We start from the raw sequence: 16,822 nt of genomic DNA on the forward strand, positions 1-16,822 counted from the left end.
CACGAGCGCGCGGCCGAGGAAGCCGCCGGCGCCGGTCACCAGCGCGTCGGCGGGTTCCAGCCGGCGCAGGCGCCCCTCGAGTTCGCGCGCCCGCAGACGGTCCGGTGCAACGCAGGCGGGTTCGAGCAGTCGCGCGATCCGCAGGGCGTCCTCGCCGCCGAACGGCGGTTCGGCATGGTCGAGCACCGCAAGCGCGAACTGCTCCACCCCGCGCTGGATGCCGGGTGAAGGCCGCAGCCGGCCAGTCGCGAAACGCAGCACGTTCCACGGAATCCGCACCAGGTCGGCGGATGCATGCAGCATCGCGTTGGCGACGATGCCGATGAACTTCGGTCCGGGGAACACGCGATGGACGCGGCAGGTCTGCAGGAAACGGTCAACCTCGATGCCGCCGTTGGTGCCGCGGATACACAGGCGGTTCTCCAATGGCCGGGCCGTCCACGACAGCGACAGGCGGCCTACACCGGTGCGTCCACGGGTACGCGCCTGCCAGTGGTCGAACCCGAGGTTCGGATCGGTGCCGCTGGCGTGGTAATCGACCTGCAGCGGTTCCAGCGGTCCGAGGAAGGCTTCGAGCGTATACAGACCGTGCACGCCGAGGTCGCGGAACGGGTAGGAGCCCTGGCTGACCATCCCCGGCAGAGGGCCGCCTGCGTAGGCGGGGTAGTCGGAGCTGCGCAGGATGTCGACCGAGACCACCTCGCCAACGCGTCCCGCGCGGACGATGTCGAGTGCCTGCTGCAGGACCGGGTCGAACAGGTCGGAATGGTTGACGCCCAGCAGCACACCCTTGCGGCGCGCGCTGTCGATCATGGTTTCGCAGTCGGCAACCGAATCGGCCATCGGCTTCTCGACCAGCACGTGGCAACCCATCGCGATCGCCTCCAGTGCCAGCGCCGCGTGCGACGCCGGCGGGGTCAGCACATGCACCACCTGCGGGGGCTCGGGCAGGTCGGCAAGCCGTGCGGCCGCAACGCCGCCGTAACGGTCTGCCAGCAGCCGGGCGGCGCCGAGGTCGGTGTCGCAGATGCCGACGATGTCGATGAAGTCCAGCCGGGACAGTGCGGCGAGGTGGTGGCCGGCCACGTAGCCGGCGCCGATGATCGCCACCCGGAGCCGGCGCGTGGTTGCTAGTGACATGGAGCCGTCCCCGAATCAGGCAGTGGCGTGCGGCGGGCGAGGGCCTGGCGCACGGTGTCGAGCACGGCGTCGACCCGCCGATCCCAGGTCTGGTCGGCCACCGCGGCCATGCGGGCGGCGGCCGCGGCCGGCGAGTCGTCACGCAACGCGCGCTCCAGCCCGGCCAGGAAGTCCTCCCGCCCGTCGGCGATGTGCACCCAGCGCGCGAACTTCTCGATCTCGGCGTTACGCACGCTGACGACGGGCTTGCCGGTGGCCAGGTACTCGCGCAGCTTGAGTGGGTTGGCGTTGGCGACCTGGCGGTTCAACCGGTACGGGATGATGCAGGCGTCGAATGCCCGCGCCCAGTCCGGCAGCGCGGCGTACGGCACCGCGCCGGTCAGGTGGACGTTGGGCAGCGCACGCAGGGCGCCGACGTCGGCGGCGGCATGCCCGACCAGTAGGAAGCTCCAGTGCGGCCGGGAGCGCGCCAGCCACTCGATCAACTCGAAGTCGATCCATTCGTGCAGCGACCCGAAGTAGCCGATGACGGGGCCGCGGAGGTTCCGTGCGCCGTCGGCGACCGGTGTGGCCGGGTCATTGGCGCGCCCGAACAGCGACACGTCGACGCCGTGGGGCGAGAACACGGTGGCGGCGTTGAGCCGGCGCTTGTCGTCCAGCAGCGCCGGCGGCGCGACGAACAGCACGTCCGCGCGCCGGCTCAGGTCGAGATCGCAACCCGCGATGAGCGGCGCGTCGACCCCGGGATGGGCGGCGTAGTCGTCGATGCAGTAGTAGACGCAGAGCGATTCGCCCAGCCGTCGGGCCAGGAAACCGGGGTGCGGGACGACGAACCACGAGATGCAGTCGCCGATGCCGACGCGGCGCATCGCCCGTCGTACGGCCCATCGACCGAACATGCGGTTGAAGCGGTCGACGCCCGGCAGCCGGCGGAACGGCAGTTGTGGAACCGTGCAGTGCCAGGGCCCCTGGGGGGTGGGTACCGGCGCGCGGAACGCCGCGGCGAGCTTGCGCAGCGCGCGACGGACATCGTGCCCGGACGCGCCGGGCGCCCGCATGCCGGGCGAGTCCACGTACAACAGCGGCATCCGCGTCGCCAGCCGCTCGGCGATGTGGTGGCTGCTGGTGCGGTTGGTGGCGTTCCAGTCGTTGCCGAAGTAGACGATGCCCAGCCCGTACAGGCCGGCCGCGGGTGCGTCAGGCACCATCGTGGTCCGTCCACCATCCGACCAGCCACGACGTGGCACCGGCGTGGATCCAGTCCTTGTGCAGGCCCGGCACGCGCTCGAGTACGTCGCCGAGCCGGCCGACGGCGGGCGCGAAGAAGGTGACCAGGCCGTTGCGACCGAGCATCTGCATGCGTTCGATGGTTGCGGCCGGGTCGCGCAGGTAATAGAGCACCTCGCAGGCGGTCACCAGGTCGAACCGGTGGCGTTCGTCGCCCCACGGCTGGCTGAAGATGTCGGCCACGGCGAACCTTGCCTGGGTCACCCGTGCATGCGCGCGCTCGATCGCGTGGACGCTGACGTCGACGCCGTAGACCTGGTCGCAGGCCCGTGCGAGGTAGCCGGTCTGGTGGCCTTCGCCGCAGCCCAGTTCCAGTACCGATGCGGGACGGCCAAACGCCTGCCCGATGATGCGGTTGGTGGCCTCGAAGCGGGCGCGCTCCATCGCGGACGCCATGTTCCACGGGTCCGGCATGCGGTAGGCGAGGTCGAGCCGCGCGTGGTTGTCGCTGCCTCCGACCCCGCGCAGCGCGTATTTCATCCACAGGCGCCGCTGTGCCTTGCCCAGGAGCTGCGTGGTTGCTGCAAGCATTGCCTTCCCCATCAAGAGTCGTTCCAGCAGTCCGGTGCCGGAGCCGGGTGCAGCGGCTTGCCCCCGATCGTCTGTGTTTCGTCCACCCGCAGCGGCTGGGGTGGGGTGCTGTACCAGTCGGCCACCTTTCCGCAGCGGAATTCGATCCACGACGGCCCGTAGTGCCACCGGGAACCGTCGATGCCCGTCGGTGCACCCTGCAGCGCGCGCACGTCGGACGACGTCATGCCCAGCTCAAGCCGGGGACGCTCCAGCTCGGCGTGGTACAGCCACAACAGCGCCACCGTCACCACTGCCACCACCAGCGAATAACGCGCGCGGTCGGATGGCCCGGCCACGCGCGACGCGGCGTCGGCCGGTTGATGCGCTCGCACCGCAGGTTCGGTTGCGGCTTCGCGCCGGGAGCCGGGCAGGCGCCCGTGCAGGCGGTGGAACTCCGACGCCTGCGCGTAGGAGCGATTCAACCGCTGCAGCCGCACCAGGCCGTCGTCACCCCCGATGCGGTCGGGATGCAGGCTTCCGACCCGGCGCCGGTAGGCCAGCCGGAACTGGGCGATGTCGCAGTCGGCATCGACGCCCAGCTCGGCGTACAGCGCGTTGAAATCGGTGTCTGCCGCCATATCGTCCTCGTTGGTGGATCCAACTGCACCGCCGCAACCCGCCGGCCTCGATTCGCCCCGCCTTGCGTTACAGCAGAAGAGATCTGCCAAGCCCGGTATCAGGGCCGCAGGGGAACGATCACAGGAGCGGCCACCCCGATGACCACCCCGGAGCTAACGGCAACCGTGCCGGCGACCGGCTACGGCCGTCGCCAGTTGCTGGCGCGGCTGTGCCATGGAAGCCAGCTGGTGTCGCCATTCGCCCGGCTGCGGACGTTGCTGCGCAACGACCTGCGCATCCTTGCCTACCACCGGGTGCTGGAGTCCGCCGAGCCGGACGGGTTCGATTTCGACGTCGACCTGATCAGCGCGTCGGCCGAGCGCTTCCGCGCGCAGATGGCTTTCCTGCGCCGCCATTTCCACCCGATGCGGTTCGACGAAGTGCTGGCGCGGATCGACAGCGGCCGTGCCCTGCCGCCGCGCGCGGTGCTGGTGAGTTTTGACGACGGCTACGACGACAACCATCGGGTCGCCTTCCCGATCCTGCAGGACCTGGGCATGTCGGCGATGTTCTTCGTGTCCACCGGCCATGTCGAAACGGGCCTGCCATTTGCCTATGACTGGCTGGTGCACATGATCTGCGGGACCGGTGCCTCGGTATTCAGCGCTCCGGAACTTGGCATGCGGGCGTCGTTGCCCCCGGAGATGGAGGGGCGCCGCGCGGTCGCGCGGCAGGTGCTTGCGCGACTGAAGTCGCTTGACGACCCGGCCCAGGCGGCGCTGGTGGCGCGGCTCGAGACCGAGTGGAACCTGCCCCGCGCCAACGGCCACGCCGACTGCCGCGCAATGAGCTGGGACCAGCTGCGCGAGATGCACCGCGCCGGCATGGAGGTCGGTTCGCACGGCGTTACCCACCGGATGCTGGCAAAGCTGTCCCCGCGTGACCTGGAGCAGGAACTGCGCGGCTCCAAGCAGGCGCTGGACCGCGAGCTGGGCGCCAGCACGTGCGTGCTCGCCTATCCGGTCGGAGGCAGCGACGCGTTCAACGACCGGGTGGCACGCGCGGCGCGCGAGGCTGGCTACCGGATGGCGTGCAGCTACATCTCGGGCACCAACCCGTCGGTGCACGAGTCGCGCTATGCGCTGCAACGGCTGCCGGTCGAACGGGAAATGGACGACGCCTGGTTCGAGTCGATGGTCTCGCTGCCGGAAGTATTCAGTTTCCGGTCCCACCAGCGCGTGTACTAGGGCCCGACGATGTTCCTGCTCATCCTGGCCTATCTGGTGCTGGTTCTGATCCGTCCACAGGACTATCCGGCATCGCTGGACTCGCCCGGGCTGGCTTGGCAGCCGATCGTGCTGGTGCTGGCGGCGGTGGCCTGGCTGATGTCGCCGCGCAAGTCCTTCGCCGCCCCGCAGTACCTGCTGCTGCCGCTCTTCCTGTTGGTGCTGATGCTGTCGAAGGTGGTCAACGGCTGGACGGGCGGGGCGCTCGTGCAGCTGACCAAGTTCGCACCGGTGGTCCTGGCGTTCGTGCTGCTGGCCAATGCGGTCGATACCCGCGAGCGGGTGCGCGCGGTGATGGCGGTGTTCGCCGTGTGCGCCGGGGTGCTTGCGCTGCACGGCATCGAGCAGTCGATTACGGGCGTGGGCTGGACCGGCGTGACGCTGTCGCAACAGACCCGCATCCAGTACGTGGGGATCTTCAACGACCCCAACGACCTGGGCATGCTGTTCGTGACCTGCCTGCCGATGAGCCTGTACCTGAGCGGCCGCGGCGGCCTGATGGGCCTGCGCCGGCTGTTCTGGCTGCTGGTGGCCGGCGTGTTGCTGTACGGGATCTACCTGACCGACTCGCGCGGGACGATGCTTGCGCTGGTGGTGCTGCTGGGCGTGTGGGTATGGCAGCGGCGCGGCGTGGTCACCGCGGGTGCGCTCGGCGCCGGCGCGCTGGCGGTGCTGATCGCACTGCCGTCGCGCATGCAGGAGCTCGACGTGGCCGAAGCATCCGCGCAGGGCCGGGTGGAGTCCTGGTACGAAGGCATGCACATGTTCATCTCGCGGCCGCTGCTCGGCATCGGTGCCGACGGCTATTCGGACCTCTACAACCTCACCGCGCACAACTCGTTCGTGCTGGTCCTCGCCGAGACCGGAATCATCGGTTTCACGATCTGGCTGGCCTTCATCGGCTACTGCTTCCGCATGGTGCTGGCGGTGCTGCGGCAACAGGACGACGGGGTCGACGACGCGCTGCACGGCGTCGCGACCGGACCACAGGGGCAGCTGCTGGCCGACGTGGCCGAGCCCGACGACGGCGCTGCGTTGCAGTGGCAGCAGGACCGGGCGATCGCGATGACGCTGCTGCTGTCGCTGTCGGGGTTCTTCGCGGCGGCATTCTTCCTCAGCCGCAGCTACGTCGTGGTGCTCTACCTGCTGGCAGCCCTGGTGGTCGGCCACTACTGCGGCATGCAGACGCGTTACCCGGCGCTGCCGCGGTTCCGGCTCGAGCACGACCTGCTGCGCTGGGCGCTGTGGTCGGTGTCCGGCGTCGTCGGCCTGTACCTGGTCGTCAAGGTGTTGCTGGGGATGGTATGAGCACGCGTTCGGCCACCTTGCGCAATACCGCGTTCTCCTCGATCGGCATGTACACGGAGTACCTGCTCGGCATGGTCACGTCGGTGGTCATCGCCCGGCACCTGGGGCCGGATGGATTCGGTGTATACGGGCTGCTGATCTGGCTGGTGGCAATGGGCGTGGCGACGGCCAACTCCGGTACCGCCAGTTCGGCGATCAAGTTCGTGGCCGAGCTGCGCGGGGCGGGGCAGGAGCAGGCCATCCCGTCGTTGCTGGCGTACCTGCGGCGCGCTCAACGGCTGTTCCTCGCGGCGGTACTGGTGGTCGGGACGGTCGTTTTCCTGCTGGCCGGCGATCACCTGGCCGGGGACATGGACCGTGCGCTGCTGCTGGGCTTCCTGCTGGTGGCGACCAGCCTGCGCGCGGCCTACATGTTCAATGTCGGCGTGGCCAAGGGGTTCGAGGACTTCCGCGGCACGGCGGTCGTCTCGCTGGTGTCGACGCCGCTCAACCTGTTGATGGTGGTGCTGGCCTGGCAGTTAGGGGCGCCGGTCGAGGGGCTGCTGCTGGTGTTCGTGGTGTCGGGGGTGGTGTTCCATGCGATGTCGCACTGGATGGTGGCGCGCCATGCGCCGGCCCGCGGCGATACTGGGCGGCCGCCGCCGCTCGCGCCGGCGATGCGCGCGCGCATCCGGCGCCACATGTGGCTGACGGCGATGATTGTCAGCGTGGGTTTCCTCGCCGCGAGCGAGGTCGAGGTGCTGTTCCTCAACCTCGATGGCGATCCCGAGGGCGCCGGGCGGTTCAAGGTGGCCTACCAGCTGGCGGTCGGCGCCGCGGCGCTGGTGCCCGGTGTGTTCGGGGCCCTGCTGCTGCCGATGATGGCCAACGCGCTGGGGCAAGGGCGTGAGGTCGCCGGCCGGCGCTTCGTCGCCAGCACCGGCTACCTGGTGCTGCTGGCGGCGCCGCTGGTCGCCTTCGGCGTGGTGTTCGGCGCGGCCGCGGTCCATGCGCTGTACGGTGATGCCTACCGCGAGGCGGCGCCGGTGTTCGCTGCGTGCCTGCTGGGCGTCGCGATCACCGCGGTGACCGGTGGGGGTTCGAGCCTGTTGATCAGTGCCGACCGGCAACAGAGTGTGCTTGCCGTGGTTGCCGGCTGCGGCGCCCTCAAGCTGGCGCTCGGTGCGCTGCTGGTGTTCTGGCTCGGCCTTGCTGGCGCGGCCATCGCCTATGTCGCGGTGGCGATTGCCAGCGCGACGGCAATGATGGCGCTGGCGATCCGGGTCAGCGGCGTGGTGCCGGACTGGGGCCGGTTGCTGCGCGCGGTGGCCGCGGCAGGGCTGGCGGCGGTGATCGTGCTGCCCTTGCGGGGACAACTGCTGCCGCTGGCCGAAGTCGCGGTCGGCGCCGCGGCCCTCGCCCTGGTCTACGCACCGCTGACCCTGCTGCTTGGCTGCTGGAGTAGGGCCGACATCGAATACCTGCAACAACTCCACCAGCGGTTTACCGCCGGCCGGCCATGGTTTGGCGCGCGGCTGCTGGAATGGGCCTGCCAGCGCGCACCCCTCGGAGGCGGGCAATGAACCTCTACGAGCCGCTGTTCCGGCATCTGCTGTTCCCGGCCTACGAGTCCGGCCTGCGGCGCCGGCGCACGCTCGCCTACCTGCGCGAGTACGAAGCCAGCCAGTGGTTGTCGGCCGACGCGCTGGCGGCTTTGCAGTGGCACCGGCTCCAGCGCCTGGTCGAACACTGCTGGAACGAGGTGCCGTATTACCGCGAGCGCTGGCGCCAGGCGGGCATGGCCGGTGCGGGCGATATCCGCGGGCCGGACGATTACGCCCGGCTACCGGTCCTGACCAAGCAGCATGTCCGCGGCAACCTCGAGCGGCTGGTGGCGCCTGCGTACCGTGGCCGGCTGCTGTACAAGGCGACCGGCGGTTCGACCGGCGAGCCGATGCGCTTCGGCTACACGCGTGAAAGCTACGAGCGCCGCATGGCGGGGATGCACCGCGGTTACGGCTGGAGCGGCGCGCGTCTGGGTCAACGGACGCTGTATCTGTGGGGGGCGTCATTGAGTGCCAGCGGGCTGCCACGCATCAAGGACGAGCTCTACCACGCCGCGTTCAACCGCAGGGTGCTCAACGCGTTCCTGATGACCGAGGCGGCGATGCCGCGCTATGTGGACGCGATCGCGAAGTACCGCCCGCAGGTGGTTGTGTCGTACGTGGCACCGCTGGTCAACCTGGCCCGCTGGATGATCGCCCACGGGCGCACCGTCCCGCCGCCCGAGCGCATCCTGACGGCGGCGGAGGCCCTGTTGGCGCCGGACCGGGCGACCATCGAGCAGGCCTTCGGCTGTCCGGTCCACAACACCTACGGCTGCCGGGAAGTCATGCTGATCGCGGCTGAATGCACCCATCGCGACGGGCTGCACATCAATGCCGACCACCTGAAGGTCGAGTTCGGTGCGCCGCTGGATCCGGAACGGCCCGACGGACCGGCCGAACTGCTCGTCACCGACCTGCACAACTACGGCATGCCGCTGCTGCGCTACGCCAATGGCGACCTCGGCACGCCAATGGCCGGCACCTGCGCGTGCGGGCGCGGGCTACCGCGGCTGGCCAGCGTGGATGGCCGCAAACTCGACACGCTGCGCACGCCCGATGGCCGGGTAGTGCCCGGCGAGTTCGTCGTCTATGCGCTGCTGGGCGTGGAGGGCATCCGCCGCTACCAGGTGGTGCAGCGCCAGCTGGACACGCTCGAGGTGGTGCTGGTGCGCGGCGAGGGCTTTGGCGACGACACGGTTGCCGCGGTACGACGCGAGCTGGCCCGGGCGATGGGGACGGAAGTGGCCTGCAACTTCAGCTACGTCGATTCGATCCCGCTCACCGCCAGTGGAAAACTGCGCGTGACCGTGTCGGAGCTGTCGTGAAGGCGCGCTCCGTTCGTCCCGCCAGCGTGGTCCATGTGGTCGAGAACCTCGAGCGTGGCGGGCTGGAGCGCGTGGTGATCGAACTGGTGCGCGCCCAACGCGCGCTGGGCATGCGCTGCCGGGTGGTTTGTCTGTTCGGCCGCGGTGCACTTGCCGACGAGCTGGCAGCCGACGGCGTCGACGTAAGCGCGTGCGGCAAGCGGCGCGGGCCCGACATGCGTGCGCTGCGGCGCCTGCGCGCGCAGCTCAGGCACGAACCGGGTGCCGTCCTCCATACCCACAACGCGGTGGCCCACTACTACGCGGTGCTGGCGGCGATCGGGCTGCCGCTGCGGCAGGTGGTCAACACCCGCCACGCGATGCCGACGACCGGCGGCAGTGGCCGACGCGAATGGCTGTACCGCCAGGCGATGCGGCTGACCGACGTCTGCGTGGCGGTCTGCGAAGCCGCGCGGCGCCAGCTGCAGGCGCACGGCGTCAGGCCGCGCAAGGGACTGGTGGCGATCCCCAATGGCATCCGGCTGGAGCGCTACCGCCCCGCATCGGACGCCTCGCGCCGCCAACTGGCCGAGGTGCTCGGGCTGCCGCGCGGAACCGTGCTGGTCGGCAGCGTGGGACGTCTCAACCGGGTAAAGGACCAGGCATCGCTCATCCGTGCGTTCGGACGTGTCCACCAGGCAATGCCGGCGACCGCGCTGCTGTTGATCGGCGACGGACCCGAGCGCGACGCGCTGGCCGAGGTCGCGCATGGCGAGGGTGTCTATCCCGCGGTGCACTTCATGGGCGACCGCGGCGACGTCGACGTACTGCTGCAGGGGCTGGACCTGTTCGTGCTGTCGTCCGTGTCGGAGGGATATTCGATCGCATTGCTGGAGGCCAGCGCGGCCGGCCTTCCCATCGTTGCGACCGATGTCGGTGGCAACGGCGAGATCGTGCGCAACGCGATCAGTGGACGACTGGTTCCGGCCTCCGATCCGGTTGCGCTGGCCGAGGCGATGCTGTCGATCCTCGACGACCGCGAGCTGGCCGGCCGCATGGGCAGCGCGGGGCGTGCCTGGGTGCTGGAGTGCGGCTCCTTCCGCAGCATGGCCGAGCGCTACGCGGCGGTGTACGCCGGCATGGTGTTCGCATGAACGCCACCGCCGTGGCCACCATGACGCCGCGCCCGCGGCGGCTCCACCTGCTGCGCTGGCTGCCGGGCGCCTGGGTCACCACCGCCGGGCCGGGCGGGCGCAAGGCGCTTTACCTGAGCTTCGACGACGGACCGCATCCGGAACACACGCTGCCCTTGCTTGACCTGCTCGCGCGCCACGGTGTCCAGGCGACGTTCTTCCTGGTCGGCAATCAGGTCGAGCGGCACCCGGTGCTGGTCGAGCACATCGTCGCGGCCGGCCATACCCTGGGCAACCATTCCTACGACCATCCACGGTTCGAGCGGCTGTCGCTGCACCAGCAACTCGAGCAGATCGATCGCACCGACGCGCTGCTCGAACGTTTCGATAGCCGCGCGCGGCATCCCTTCCGGCCTCCGCGCGGCGTGCTGCCTTTGCCACTGCTGGCCCATTTCGTCCGCCACCGGCGCCCGATCGCGTACTGGTCCTACGACAGCCTCGACTACGGCCACCATCCGGCGCCGTGGTTGATCGAGGTCGCACGGCGGCATCCGCCACGGGGGCGCGACATCATCCTCATGCACGACGACAGCACGACGTCCCGGCAGATGCTGGCGACGCTGATACCCGAATGGATGGCCGAAGGATTCACCTTCGCGGCGATGGACGGCCATGGCTGAGCAGGCCGTGGGGCGGGGGACAGGCCGATGAGCGTGGCGGGTTGGCTGGCGCTGGTGGCACTGGTGCTTGTGCTGCTGGCGGGCCTGCTGGTCTGGCAACTGCTGCGCGCGCGCAACATGCAGGTCTGGATCCTGGCCTACCTGCGGCGGCGGCCCCCGCGGGTCACGGGGCGGCCGGTCCACGTCATGTTCTGCTTCGTCGACCACTTCGAGCCCATGTGGCACGGCGCCGATGCGGACGTGCAGCGTGCGCGGGTCGACCGCTGGTGCAGCGAGTACCGCGCGCTGGCCGCCCGCCACCGGGACGCCGACGGCCGGCCGCCGCAGCACACCTTCTTCTACCCGGAGGAGGAGTACGTGCCCGCGCACCTGGAAAAGCTGGCGTCGCTGTGTGCCGACGGGTTCGGCGAGATCGAGGTGCACCTGCACCACGACAACGACACCGAGGCCAACTTCCGCGAATGCATCACCCGCTTCAACCAGGTCCTGCACGAGCGTCACGGTGCGCTGCCGCGCGATCCCAAGACCGGACAGCTGCGCTTCGGCTTCATCCACGGCAACTGGAGCCTGGACAACTCGCGCTGTGACGGGCGCTGGTGCGGCATCAACAACGAGCTGGTGCTGCTGCGCGAGCTGGGGTGCTACGCCGACTTCACCCTGCCGTCGGCGCCGAGCGAAACCCAGACGAGCACGATCAATTCGATCTACTACGCCACCGACGACCCCGGTCGCCCGAAGTCGCACGACCGTGGGACGCCGGTGAAGGTGGGTGGCCAGCCCGAGGGCGACCTGATGCTGGTGCAAGGCCCGCTCGGCCTCAACTGGCGCGAGCGGCGGGCTGGCGTCATGCCCCGCATCGAGAACGCAGACGTGCGTGCCAGTTGCCCGCCGACGCCGGCGCGCGTCGATGCATGGGTGCGCACCGGCATCCACGTCCAGGGTCGGCCGGACTGGGTGTTCGTGAAGGTGCACACCCACGGCACCCAGGAGCACGACATGGACACCCTGCTTGGCGCACCGGTCGACGCGATGCACGACCACCTCGAGCGCCGCTACAACGACGGCAAGGACTACGTACTGCACTACGTCAGCGCGCGCGAGCTCTACAACATCGTCAAGGCGGCCGAGGCCGGGCTCGACGGCGACCCAGGGCAGTACCGCGACCGCGGCCTGCCGCCCCCGCGGTCGTCCTGGGCCGGGGGACGGGCGCAATGAACGGGCAGGGGGCCGCCACGGTCAGCGTGGTGATGCCTGTGTACAACGCCGCCACCACGCTCGCCCAGGCCATGCAGTCGGTGTTGGGACAGACCCACCGGGCGGTAGAGCTGGTGGTGGTCGACGACGGTTCGCGCGACGGCTCGTCGGCGGTGATCGACGCCTTCGCGGCGGCCGACCCGCGCGTGGTGACGGTGCGGCTTGCGGGTAATTCCGGCGTGGCCGCCGCGCGCAACGCCGGCATCGATGCCGCCACGGGCGACTGCATGGCCTTCCTCGACAGCGACGACTGGTGGCACCCGCGCAAGCTGGCCGTGCAATTGGCCTGGATGCGCGCCAGCGGCATGCCGATCAGCTACACCGCTTACCAGCGTGTCGATGAAGCGGGGGCGGAACTGTCGGTGGTCCAACCGCCGGCGACGGTGAACTATCGCGACATGCTCAGCAGCAACCGCATCGGCAACCTGACCGGAATCTATGACCGCCGCGTGGGCGACGGCCGGTTCCAGCGGGTGGGACACGAGGATTACGCGTTCTGGCTGGCGATGGTCCGGCGGGCCGGCGTGGCGGGCTGCGCACCGGATCCGGAGCCGCTGGCGTACTACCGCGTCAGGCGCGGCTCGCTGTCGGCCGACAAGCTGCGCGCCGCGCGCTGGCAATGGCACATCTACCGCGAAGTGGAATCACTCGGCTGGGCGGATGCGTGCCGCTGCTTCGTCCACTACGGCGTTAACGCGCTGGCCAAGCGCTGCTGACGGGTCAGTCCTCGCTCAACGCGACCACGTAACCGGTGTCGCTGCCGCTGACGTCCAGGCGCCAGCCACGGCGGAACTCCTGAGCGTCGACGCTGCTCCAGTCGTGCACCGCGAGCGTGGCGTTGGCCGGTTCCAGCACGCGCACGCGGAGGTTGCCGGCGACGGCCTGGTTGCCCTCGATACGCGGCCGCTCGGGAACGTTGAGCTGGAACACCGCGCGCGTGCCCGGGCCCAGGTCGAAGCGGTCGCGCACCGTGAGGGTCCGGTCGGCGAAGTCGAACCGGCGCTGCCAGCCACGCAGGGCAGGGTTGCCGGCATAGGCGGCAGTCAGGTCGGCGTTGGCCGAGAACGACCCATCCGGCCCCGGGGTCACCTCCAGGGTCGAACGGGTGGGCGTGCACTGGTGCACCACCACGTCACCCGCCGGCGCATTGCACTGGCGCGCACTCGCATCGGCACGCTCGAACCGCACCACGTTGTGGACCGTGGTGCCCTGCTGGATGCCGCTGTGGCTCCAGATGTTCTCGGTCACCGCCAGCCAGTCACCCGCGAACAGGGTGAACCCGCCCTGGTCCTGGTGGGCGTGGCTCTCCTCGTAGGGGCCGGCGACGATCGCCACCCACATGGCGTCCTTGTCCCAGCCGGTGCGTGCGAACAGGTGCCCCGTGCCCTCGGCATGGTGGAGCAGCGACGCGGGTGGCTCGCCGTTCCCGCCGGCGGGCAGCAGGCCGTGTCGCAGGTTGAAGCCCGACGACATCTCGGGCACCGAGATGTTCCCGAGCCACCAGGCGGCCGCGCTGCGGGCCTGCGCGTCCTCGGTCAGGGCACGTGCTTCCAGCACCACCCGCCGGTGGTAGTCGAACAGTTCGGGCACCGAGTTGCGTGATTGGTCGCCGATCGGTGCAAAGCGGTCGCGGGTCGGCACCGTCGCGTGGATCCAGTAGTCGATGCTGTCGCGCGCATGGCTGCTGGCGCCGGCGAGGTCCTGGCCGGTGGCATCCCGCCACAGCCGGTACCAGGGGAACAACCGCATGTGCGCGGCACCGTATCCGGTGCCCTCGCGGCTGCCGCCGCCATCGAGCTGGGCGAAGTATTGCTGCAGCGGCGGCACGCGGTCCTCGCGCAGCTCCTTCATCCAGTCGGCGTTGCCGCTGGCGAGCGCCCAGTACAGCGTCGCCTCCAGGAAGCTGTAGTAGTAGTTGTTGCCCGGGTTGTCGGTGGCCCAGCCGGTCCACGGCTCCGGCCGCATGCCCCAGTGCGCGCGCACGTGGTGCCACACGTTCCACACCGCCTGCTCGGCGTACGCCGACCAGCGCTGACGCTGCGCGGCCGTCACCATCGTGTTGCAGGTGTCGAGGGTGAGTGCGAGGTCGGAGATCATCGGGCCGACCTGCAGGTAGGAGTCGCCGGCGACTTCCGGGCGGTCGCCGCGCGCGATCGCGGCCTCGGCGTCGGCGACCTGCTTCTCCACCATCGAAACCGCCAGCTCGCAGTAGCGGTCCTTGCCCGACAGCCGGTGCATCAGGGCGGCATCGGCCGCGGCGAACGCGTAGCCGGGATTGCCCCGTACCGCGCTGTCGACGAAGGCGGTGAAGCGGCGGTACTCGCCGGAGTTTCGATCGACGTAATCCAGGTCGAGCGGAATGCCGCTGGCCATCGTGCCGGCTGCCGCGGGCGCCGGGGCCGGTACTACATCGGGCGCCGGAGCGGCATCGGACGGGGCGGGCAGGGCTTCGGCCTTGGGGACGGACACGGGCGTCCCGGTTTCCGGGAAGCCACAAGCCGCGGCCAGCGAGACCAGGTACAGCACCGCGGCGGTGCGGCCGCGCCAGGCCAGTGCGCTGCGGCGAGGGGCGTGGCCCGGTCGGTGGATTGCTCGATGGGACGCCATGGCAGTGTTCCTCAGCGGCGGTAGGTGATGCTCAGGTAGACCAGACCCTGTTCCGCGTCGTCGCCCGGCACGTTGCTGAGCCGCTCGTGGCGCGCCCATTCGATGCGCCCGCTCAGGTGGCGGGACCAGTCGTGCTGCAGGTGGACGCCATAACGGCGGGTCTCGTGCTCCACCGTCAGTTGCAGGTAATCGATCCGGTCGACGCTGGCGAACGCGCCGATGGTGGTACGCGGGCGCAACTGCCAGCCGATGGCGGCGGCCACGCCGTGGCCTTCCTGGTCGAACTCGTCGGCATCGACGTAGTCGAGCCGGTCCACGTAGGGCTCCACGCTGAAGCCCAGCCGCGTGCCGGTGAATGTGTAGCCCAGGGCGATGCGCCGCTCGCGGTACGGCGACGCGTTGACCACCGCATCGCCGACCAGCAGCGGTCCCGGCGTGGTGGCCGCGTCCTCGTCGATGGCGACCAGCGCTTCGGTCGCGGCATCGGAGAACTGCTGCGACGCCGACAGCGACAGGCGATGCCGCTCACCCGGGGTCCAGTCCGCGTTGGCCCGCAGCAGCGGCTCCGAGCGACTGCCGGGGCCATCACGGTAGGACAGCCGCGAATAGCCGCCATCGAACCCGAGCTCGAAGTTCGCCAGCGTCCGGGCGTAGCGTGCGAACAGGTCGTAGCGCGTGTAGTCGCGCGCGATGACGTCGTCGTCGAAGTCAACCCGCTGGCCCTGCACGTTCAATGACAGCTGGCTGGTCGGCCCCAGTTCCTTGATGGTACGCACGGCCATGCCCAGCCGCTGCGAGTTGAACTCGTCGGTGATCTCGGCGTCGCTGTCGGTGTAGCGCAGTTCCGCACGCCCGCGCAGGCTCGAGCCAAGGTCGAAATGCAGGTTGGGCCCGAGCGACAGCACGTTGACCTGCTGGCGGTTGCCCGGTGCATTGACCGCCAGGGTGTCGACGGGCTGCACCGAGAGGTTGTCCTCGACGGTGAAACTCAGCCGTTCGGGCAGCGCGAACCAGTTCAGACGGCCCTGCGCGGTGCCGTCGAGGGTGTCGTCGTAGGCATCGCCGAGGTAGTCGCGGTACTCCGCCCGTCCAGCCAGGCTGGCCTGGATGACCGCGGTGTCGTGGGTCAGGGCGAAATCCAGCCCGGCGCGGAGGATGTCCTCCTCGACCGGGTCGATCGGGGTCATCGCGACGTTGTCGTTGCGCTCCACGCCCAGGTCGACCGAGTAATCCAGCCGGAGGGCCGCGGCCGTCCCCGGCAGCGTCGCCAGCGCGGCCGCAAGTGCGTGAACCGTGCCAAGCCTGTAGCGGTTGCGTGCGCCGGATCGGCTCATGGGCTGTTGTTGAGCACAACGCCGGCAAGCTTTTCCGACGGGAAGCTCGCCATGGTCTTCTCGACCGCGGCGGCGCTCACCCGGCCGTACCCGGCGACAAGCACCACGAAGTCGGCCAGCTCGGAGAGGATCCTGGCATCGGGCGAGCCCTGCACCGGGGGGCCGTCGAGGATCACGTAGCGGTCGTTGTACAGGCCGCGCAGGGAATCGGTCATCGCGCGCATCCGGAAGGAACTGAAGGCCTCGCCGGTGATCTCGCGGACGCGTCCGCCCGGGATCAGTCCCAGGCGCGGCACGCCGGTGGGGTAGACCACGTCGCCGACATCGAGCGACGGGTCGTCCAGGTAATCCATCAACCCGCCGCCGGTGGCCTCGACCTCGAGGGCGGTGTGTTGGGAAGGGTGCCGCGCGTTGCAGTCGATCAGCAGCGCCTTCTTGGATTCATCGAAAGCGAACGCAGCCGCGAGGTTGCGCGCCACGAAACTGCCGCCACAACCGGGGGCGACCGAGGCCACCAGCGTGACGAAACTGCGTTCGCCGCCCAGTTCCACCAGCCGCGTACGCAGTTCGCGGAAGGCGTCGGCCTGCACCCGCACCGAGTCGTGCCGGTGGATGAGGCGGCGCTCTTCCAGCTTGCGCGCCGGGAGCGGCTCCGGTTCGGCGTAGCGGCTGATCGCGTGGCCAGCCGGTACCGGGCCGAGCACGCCGGCCGAATCGGCGGTTACCGGCGCCAGGGGCGCGCGCTGTCGGGTCTGCTTGCTCATGGTCTTTG

General features: G+C 69.9%; 15 protein-coding genes. 8 read left to right on the forward strand and 7 right to left on the reverse strand.

Annotated elements, in window-relative coordinates:
- The 4 genes from ACKVMH_RS04925 to ACKVMH_RS04940 form a co-directional block, all read right to left on the reverse strand.
- Positions 1 to 1,140 (reverse strand): Gfo/Idh/MocA family protein (locus ACKVMH_RS04925; RefSeq protein WP_412699464.1); only part of this gene is annotated, 1,140 nt, incomplete at its 3' end.
- Positions 1,131 to 2,345 (reverse strand): glycosyltransferase, encoded by a 1,215-nt coding sequence (locus ACKVMH_RS04930; RefSeq protein ID WP_412699465.1) that lies wholly within the window; start codon positions 2,343 to 2,345, stop codon positions 1,131 to 1,133. The genes ACKVMH_RS04925 and ACKVMH_RS04930, both read right to left, overlap by 10 nt.
- Positions 2,338 to 2,958 carry a class I SAM-dependent methyltransferase gene (locus ACKVMH_RS04935; RefSeq protein ID WP_412699466.1) on the reverse strand — a complete coding sequence of 207 codons (621 nt, stop codon included), beginning with the start codon at positions 2,956 to 2,958 and terminating at the stop codon, positions 2,338 to 2,340. The genes ACKVMH_RS04930 and ACKVMH_RS04935 overlap by 8 nt, the downstream gene beginning before the upstream one ends.
- An 11-nt stretch (positions 2,959 to 2,969) precedes the next feature.
- Positions 2,970 to 3,578, reverse strand: a complete 609-nt coding sequence (locus ACKVMH_RS04940) for a J domain-containing protein (protein WP_412699467.1) — start codon at positions 3,576 to 3,578, stop codon at positions 2,970 to 2,972.
- Between the two features lie 138 nt (positions 3,579 to 3,716).
- On the opposite strand from ACKVMH_RS04940, the gene ACKVMH_RS04945 reads away from it, so the two are divergent.
- The 8 genes from ACKVMH_RS04945 to ACKVMH_RS04980 are packed head-to-tail and all read left to right on the forward strand — an operon-like array spanning position 3,717 to position 12,825.
- Positions 3,717 to 4,805 (forward strand): polysaccharide deacetylase family protein, encoded by a 1,089-nt coding sequence (locus ACKVMH_RS04945; protein WP_412699468.1) that lies wholly within the window; start codon positions 3,717 to 3,719, stop codon positions 4,803 to 4,805.
- A 9-nt stretch (positions 4,806 to 4,814) separates the two neighbouring features.
- Positions 4,815 to 6,152 carry an O-antigen ligase family protein gene (locus ACKVMH_RS04950; protein WP_412699469.1) on the forward strand — a complete coding sequence of 446 codons (1,338 nt, stop codon included), beginning with the start codon at positions 4,815 to 4,817 and terminating at the stop codon, positions 6,150 to 6,152.
- Positions 6,149 to 7,714 (forward strand): oligosaccharide flippase family protein, encoded by a 1,566-nt coding sequence (locus ACKVMH_RS04955; protein ID WP_412699470.1) that lies wholly within the window; start codon positions 6,149 to 6,151, stop codon positions 7,712 to 7,714. The genes ACKVMH_RS04950 and ACKVMH_RS04955 overlap by 4 nt, the downstream gene beginning before the upstream one ends.
- Positions 7,711 to 9,063, forward strand: a complete 1,353-nt coding sequence (locus ACKVMH_RS04960) for a phenylacetate--CoA ligase family protein (protein WP_412699471.1) — start codon at positions 7,711 to 7,713, stop codon at positions 9,061 to 9,063. The genes ACKVMH_RS04955 and ACKVMH_RS04960 overlap by 4 nt, the downstream gene beginning before the upstream one ends.
- On the forward strand, positions 9,060 to 10,196 hold the full coding sequence (locus ACKVMH_RS04965) for a glycosyltransferase (RefSeq protein WP_412699472.1): 1,137 nt from the start codon (positions 9,060 to 9,062) through the stop codon (positions 10,194 to 10,196). The genes ACKVMH_RS04960 and ACKVMH_RS04965 overlap by 4 nt, the downstream gene beginning before the upstream one ends.
- Positions 10,193 to 10,855 carry a polysaccharide deacetylase family protein gene (locus ACKVMH_RS04970; RefSeq protein ID WP_412699473.1) on the forward strand — a complete coding sequence of 221 codons (663 nt, stop codon included), beginning with the start codon at positions 10,193 to 10,195 and terminating at the stop codon, positions 10,853 to 10,855. Before ACKVMH_RS04965 ends, ACKVMH_RS04970 begins: the two co-directional genes overlap by 4 nt.
- 27 nt (positions 10,856 to 10,882) lie before the next feature.
- Positions 10,883 to 12,070 (forward strand): hypothetical protein, encoded by a 1,188-nt coding sequence (locus ACKVMH_RS04975; protein ID WP_412699474.1) that lies wholly within the window; start codon positions 10,883 to 10,885, stop codon positions 12,068 to 12,070.
- Positions 12,067 to 12,825 carry a glycosyltransferase family 2 protein gene (locus tag ACKVMH_RS04980; protein ID WP_412699475.1) on the forward strand — a complete coding sequence of 253 codons (759 nt, stop codon included), beginning with the start codon at positions 12,067 to 12,069 and terminating at the stop codon, positions 12,823 to 12,825. The genes ACKVMH_RS04975 and ACKVMH_RS04980 overlap by 4 nt, the downstream gene beginning before the upstream one ends.
- 4 nt (positions 12,826 to 12,829) lie before the next feature.
- Here ACKVMH_RS04980 and ACKVMH_RS04985 read toward each other — a convergent pair whose 3' ends face one another.
- The 3 genes from ACKVMH_RS04985 to ACKVMH_RS04995 are packed head-to-tail and all read right to left on the reverse strand — an operon-like array spanning position 12,830 to position 16,814.
- On the reverse strand, positions 12,830 to 14,716 hold the full coding sequence (locus ACKVMH_RS04985) for a hypothetical protein (RefSeq protein ID WP_412699476.1): 1,887 nt from the start codon (positions 14,714 to 14,716) through the stop codon (positions 12,830 to 12,832).
- A gap of 11 nt (positions 14,717 to 14,727) precedes the next feature.
- Positions 14,728 to 16,050: a hypothetical protein gene (locus tag ACKVMH_RS04990; RefSeq protein ID WP_412699477.1), complete on the reverse strand. Its 1,323-nt coding sequence runs from the start codon at positions 16,048 to 16,050 to the stop codon at positions 14,728 to 14,730.
- Positions 16,047 to 16,814, reverse strand: a complete 768-nt coding sequence (locus ACKVMH_RS04995) for a CpsD/CapB family tyrosine-protein kinase (protein ID WP_412699478.1) — start codon at positions 16,812 to 16,814, stop codon at positions 16,047 to 16,049. Before ACKVMH_RS04995 ends, ACKVMH_RS04990 begins: the two co-directional genes overlap by 4 nt.
- Positions 16,815 to 16,822: the final 8 nt, after the last annotated feature.

Origin of the sequence: Lysobacter zhanggongensis, from assembly GCF_046638635.1 — a bacterium.
Taxonomy (GTDB): domain Bacteria; phylum Pseudomonadota; class Gammaproteobacteria; order Xanthomonadales; family Xanthomonadaceae; genus Novilysobacter; species Novilysobacter luteus.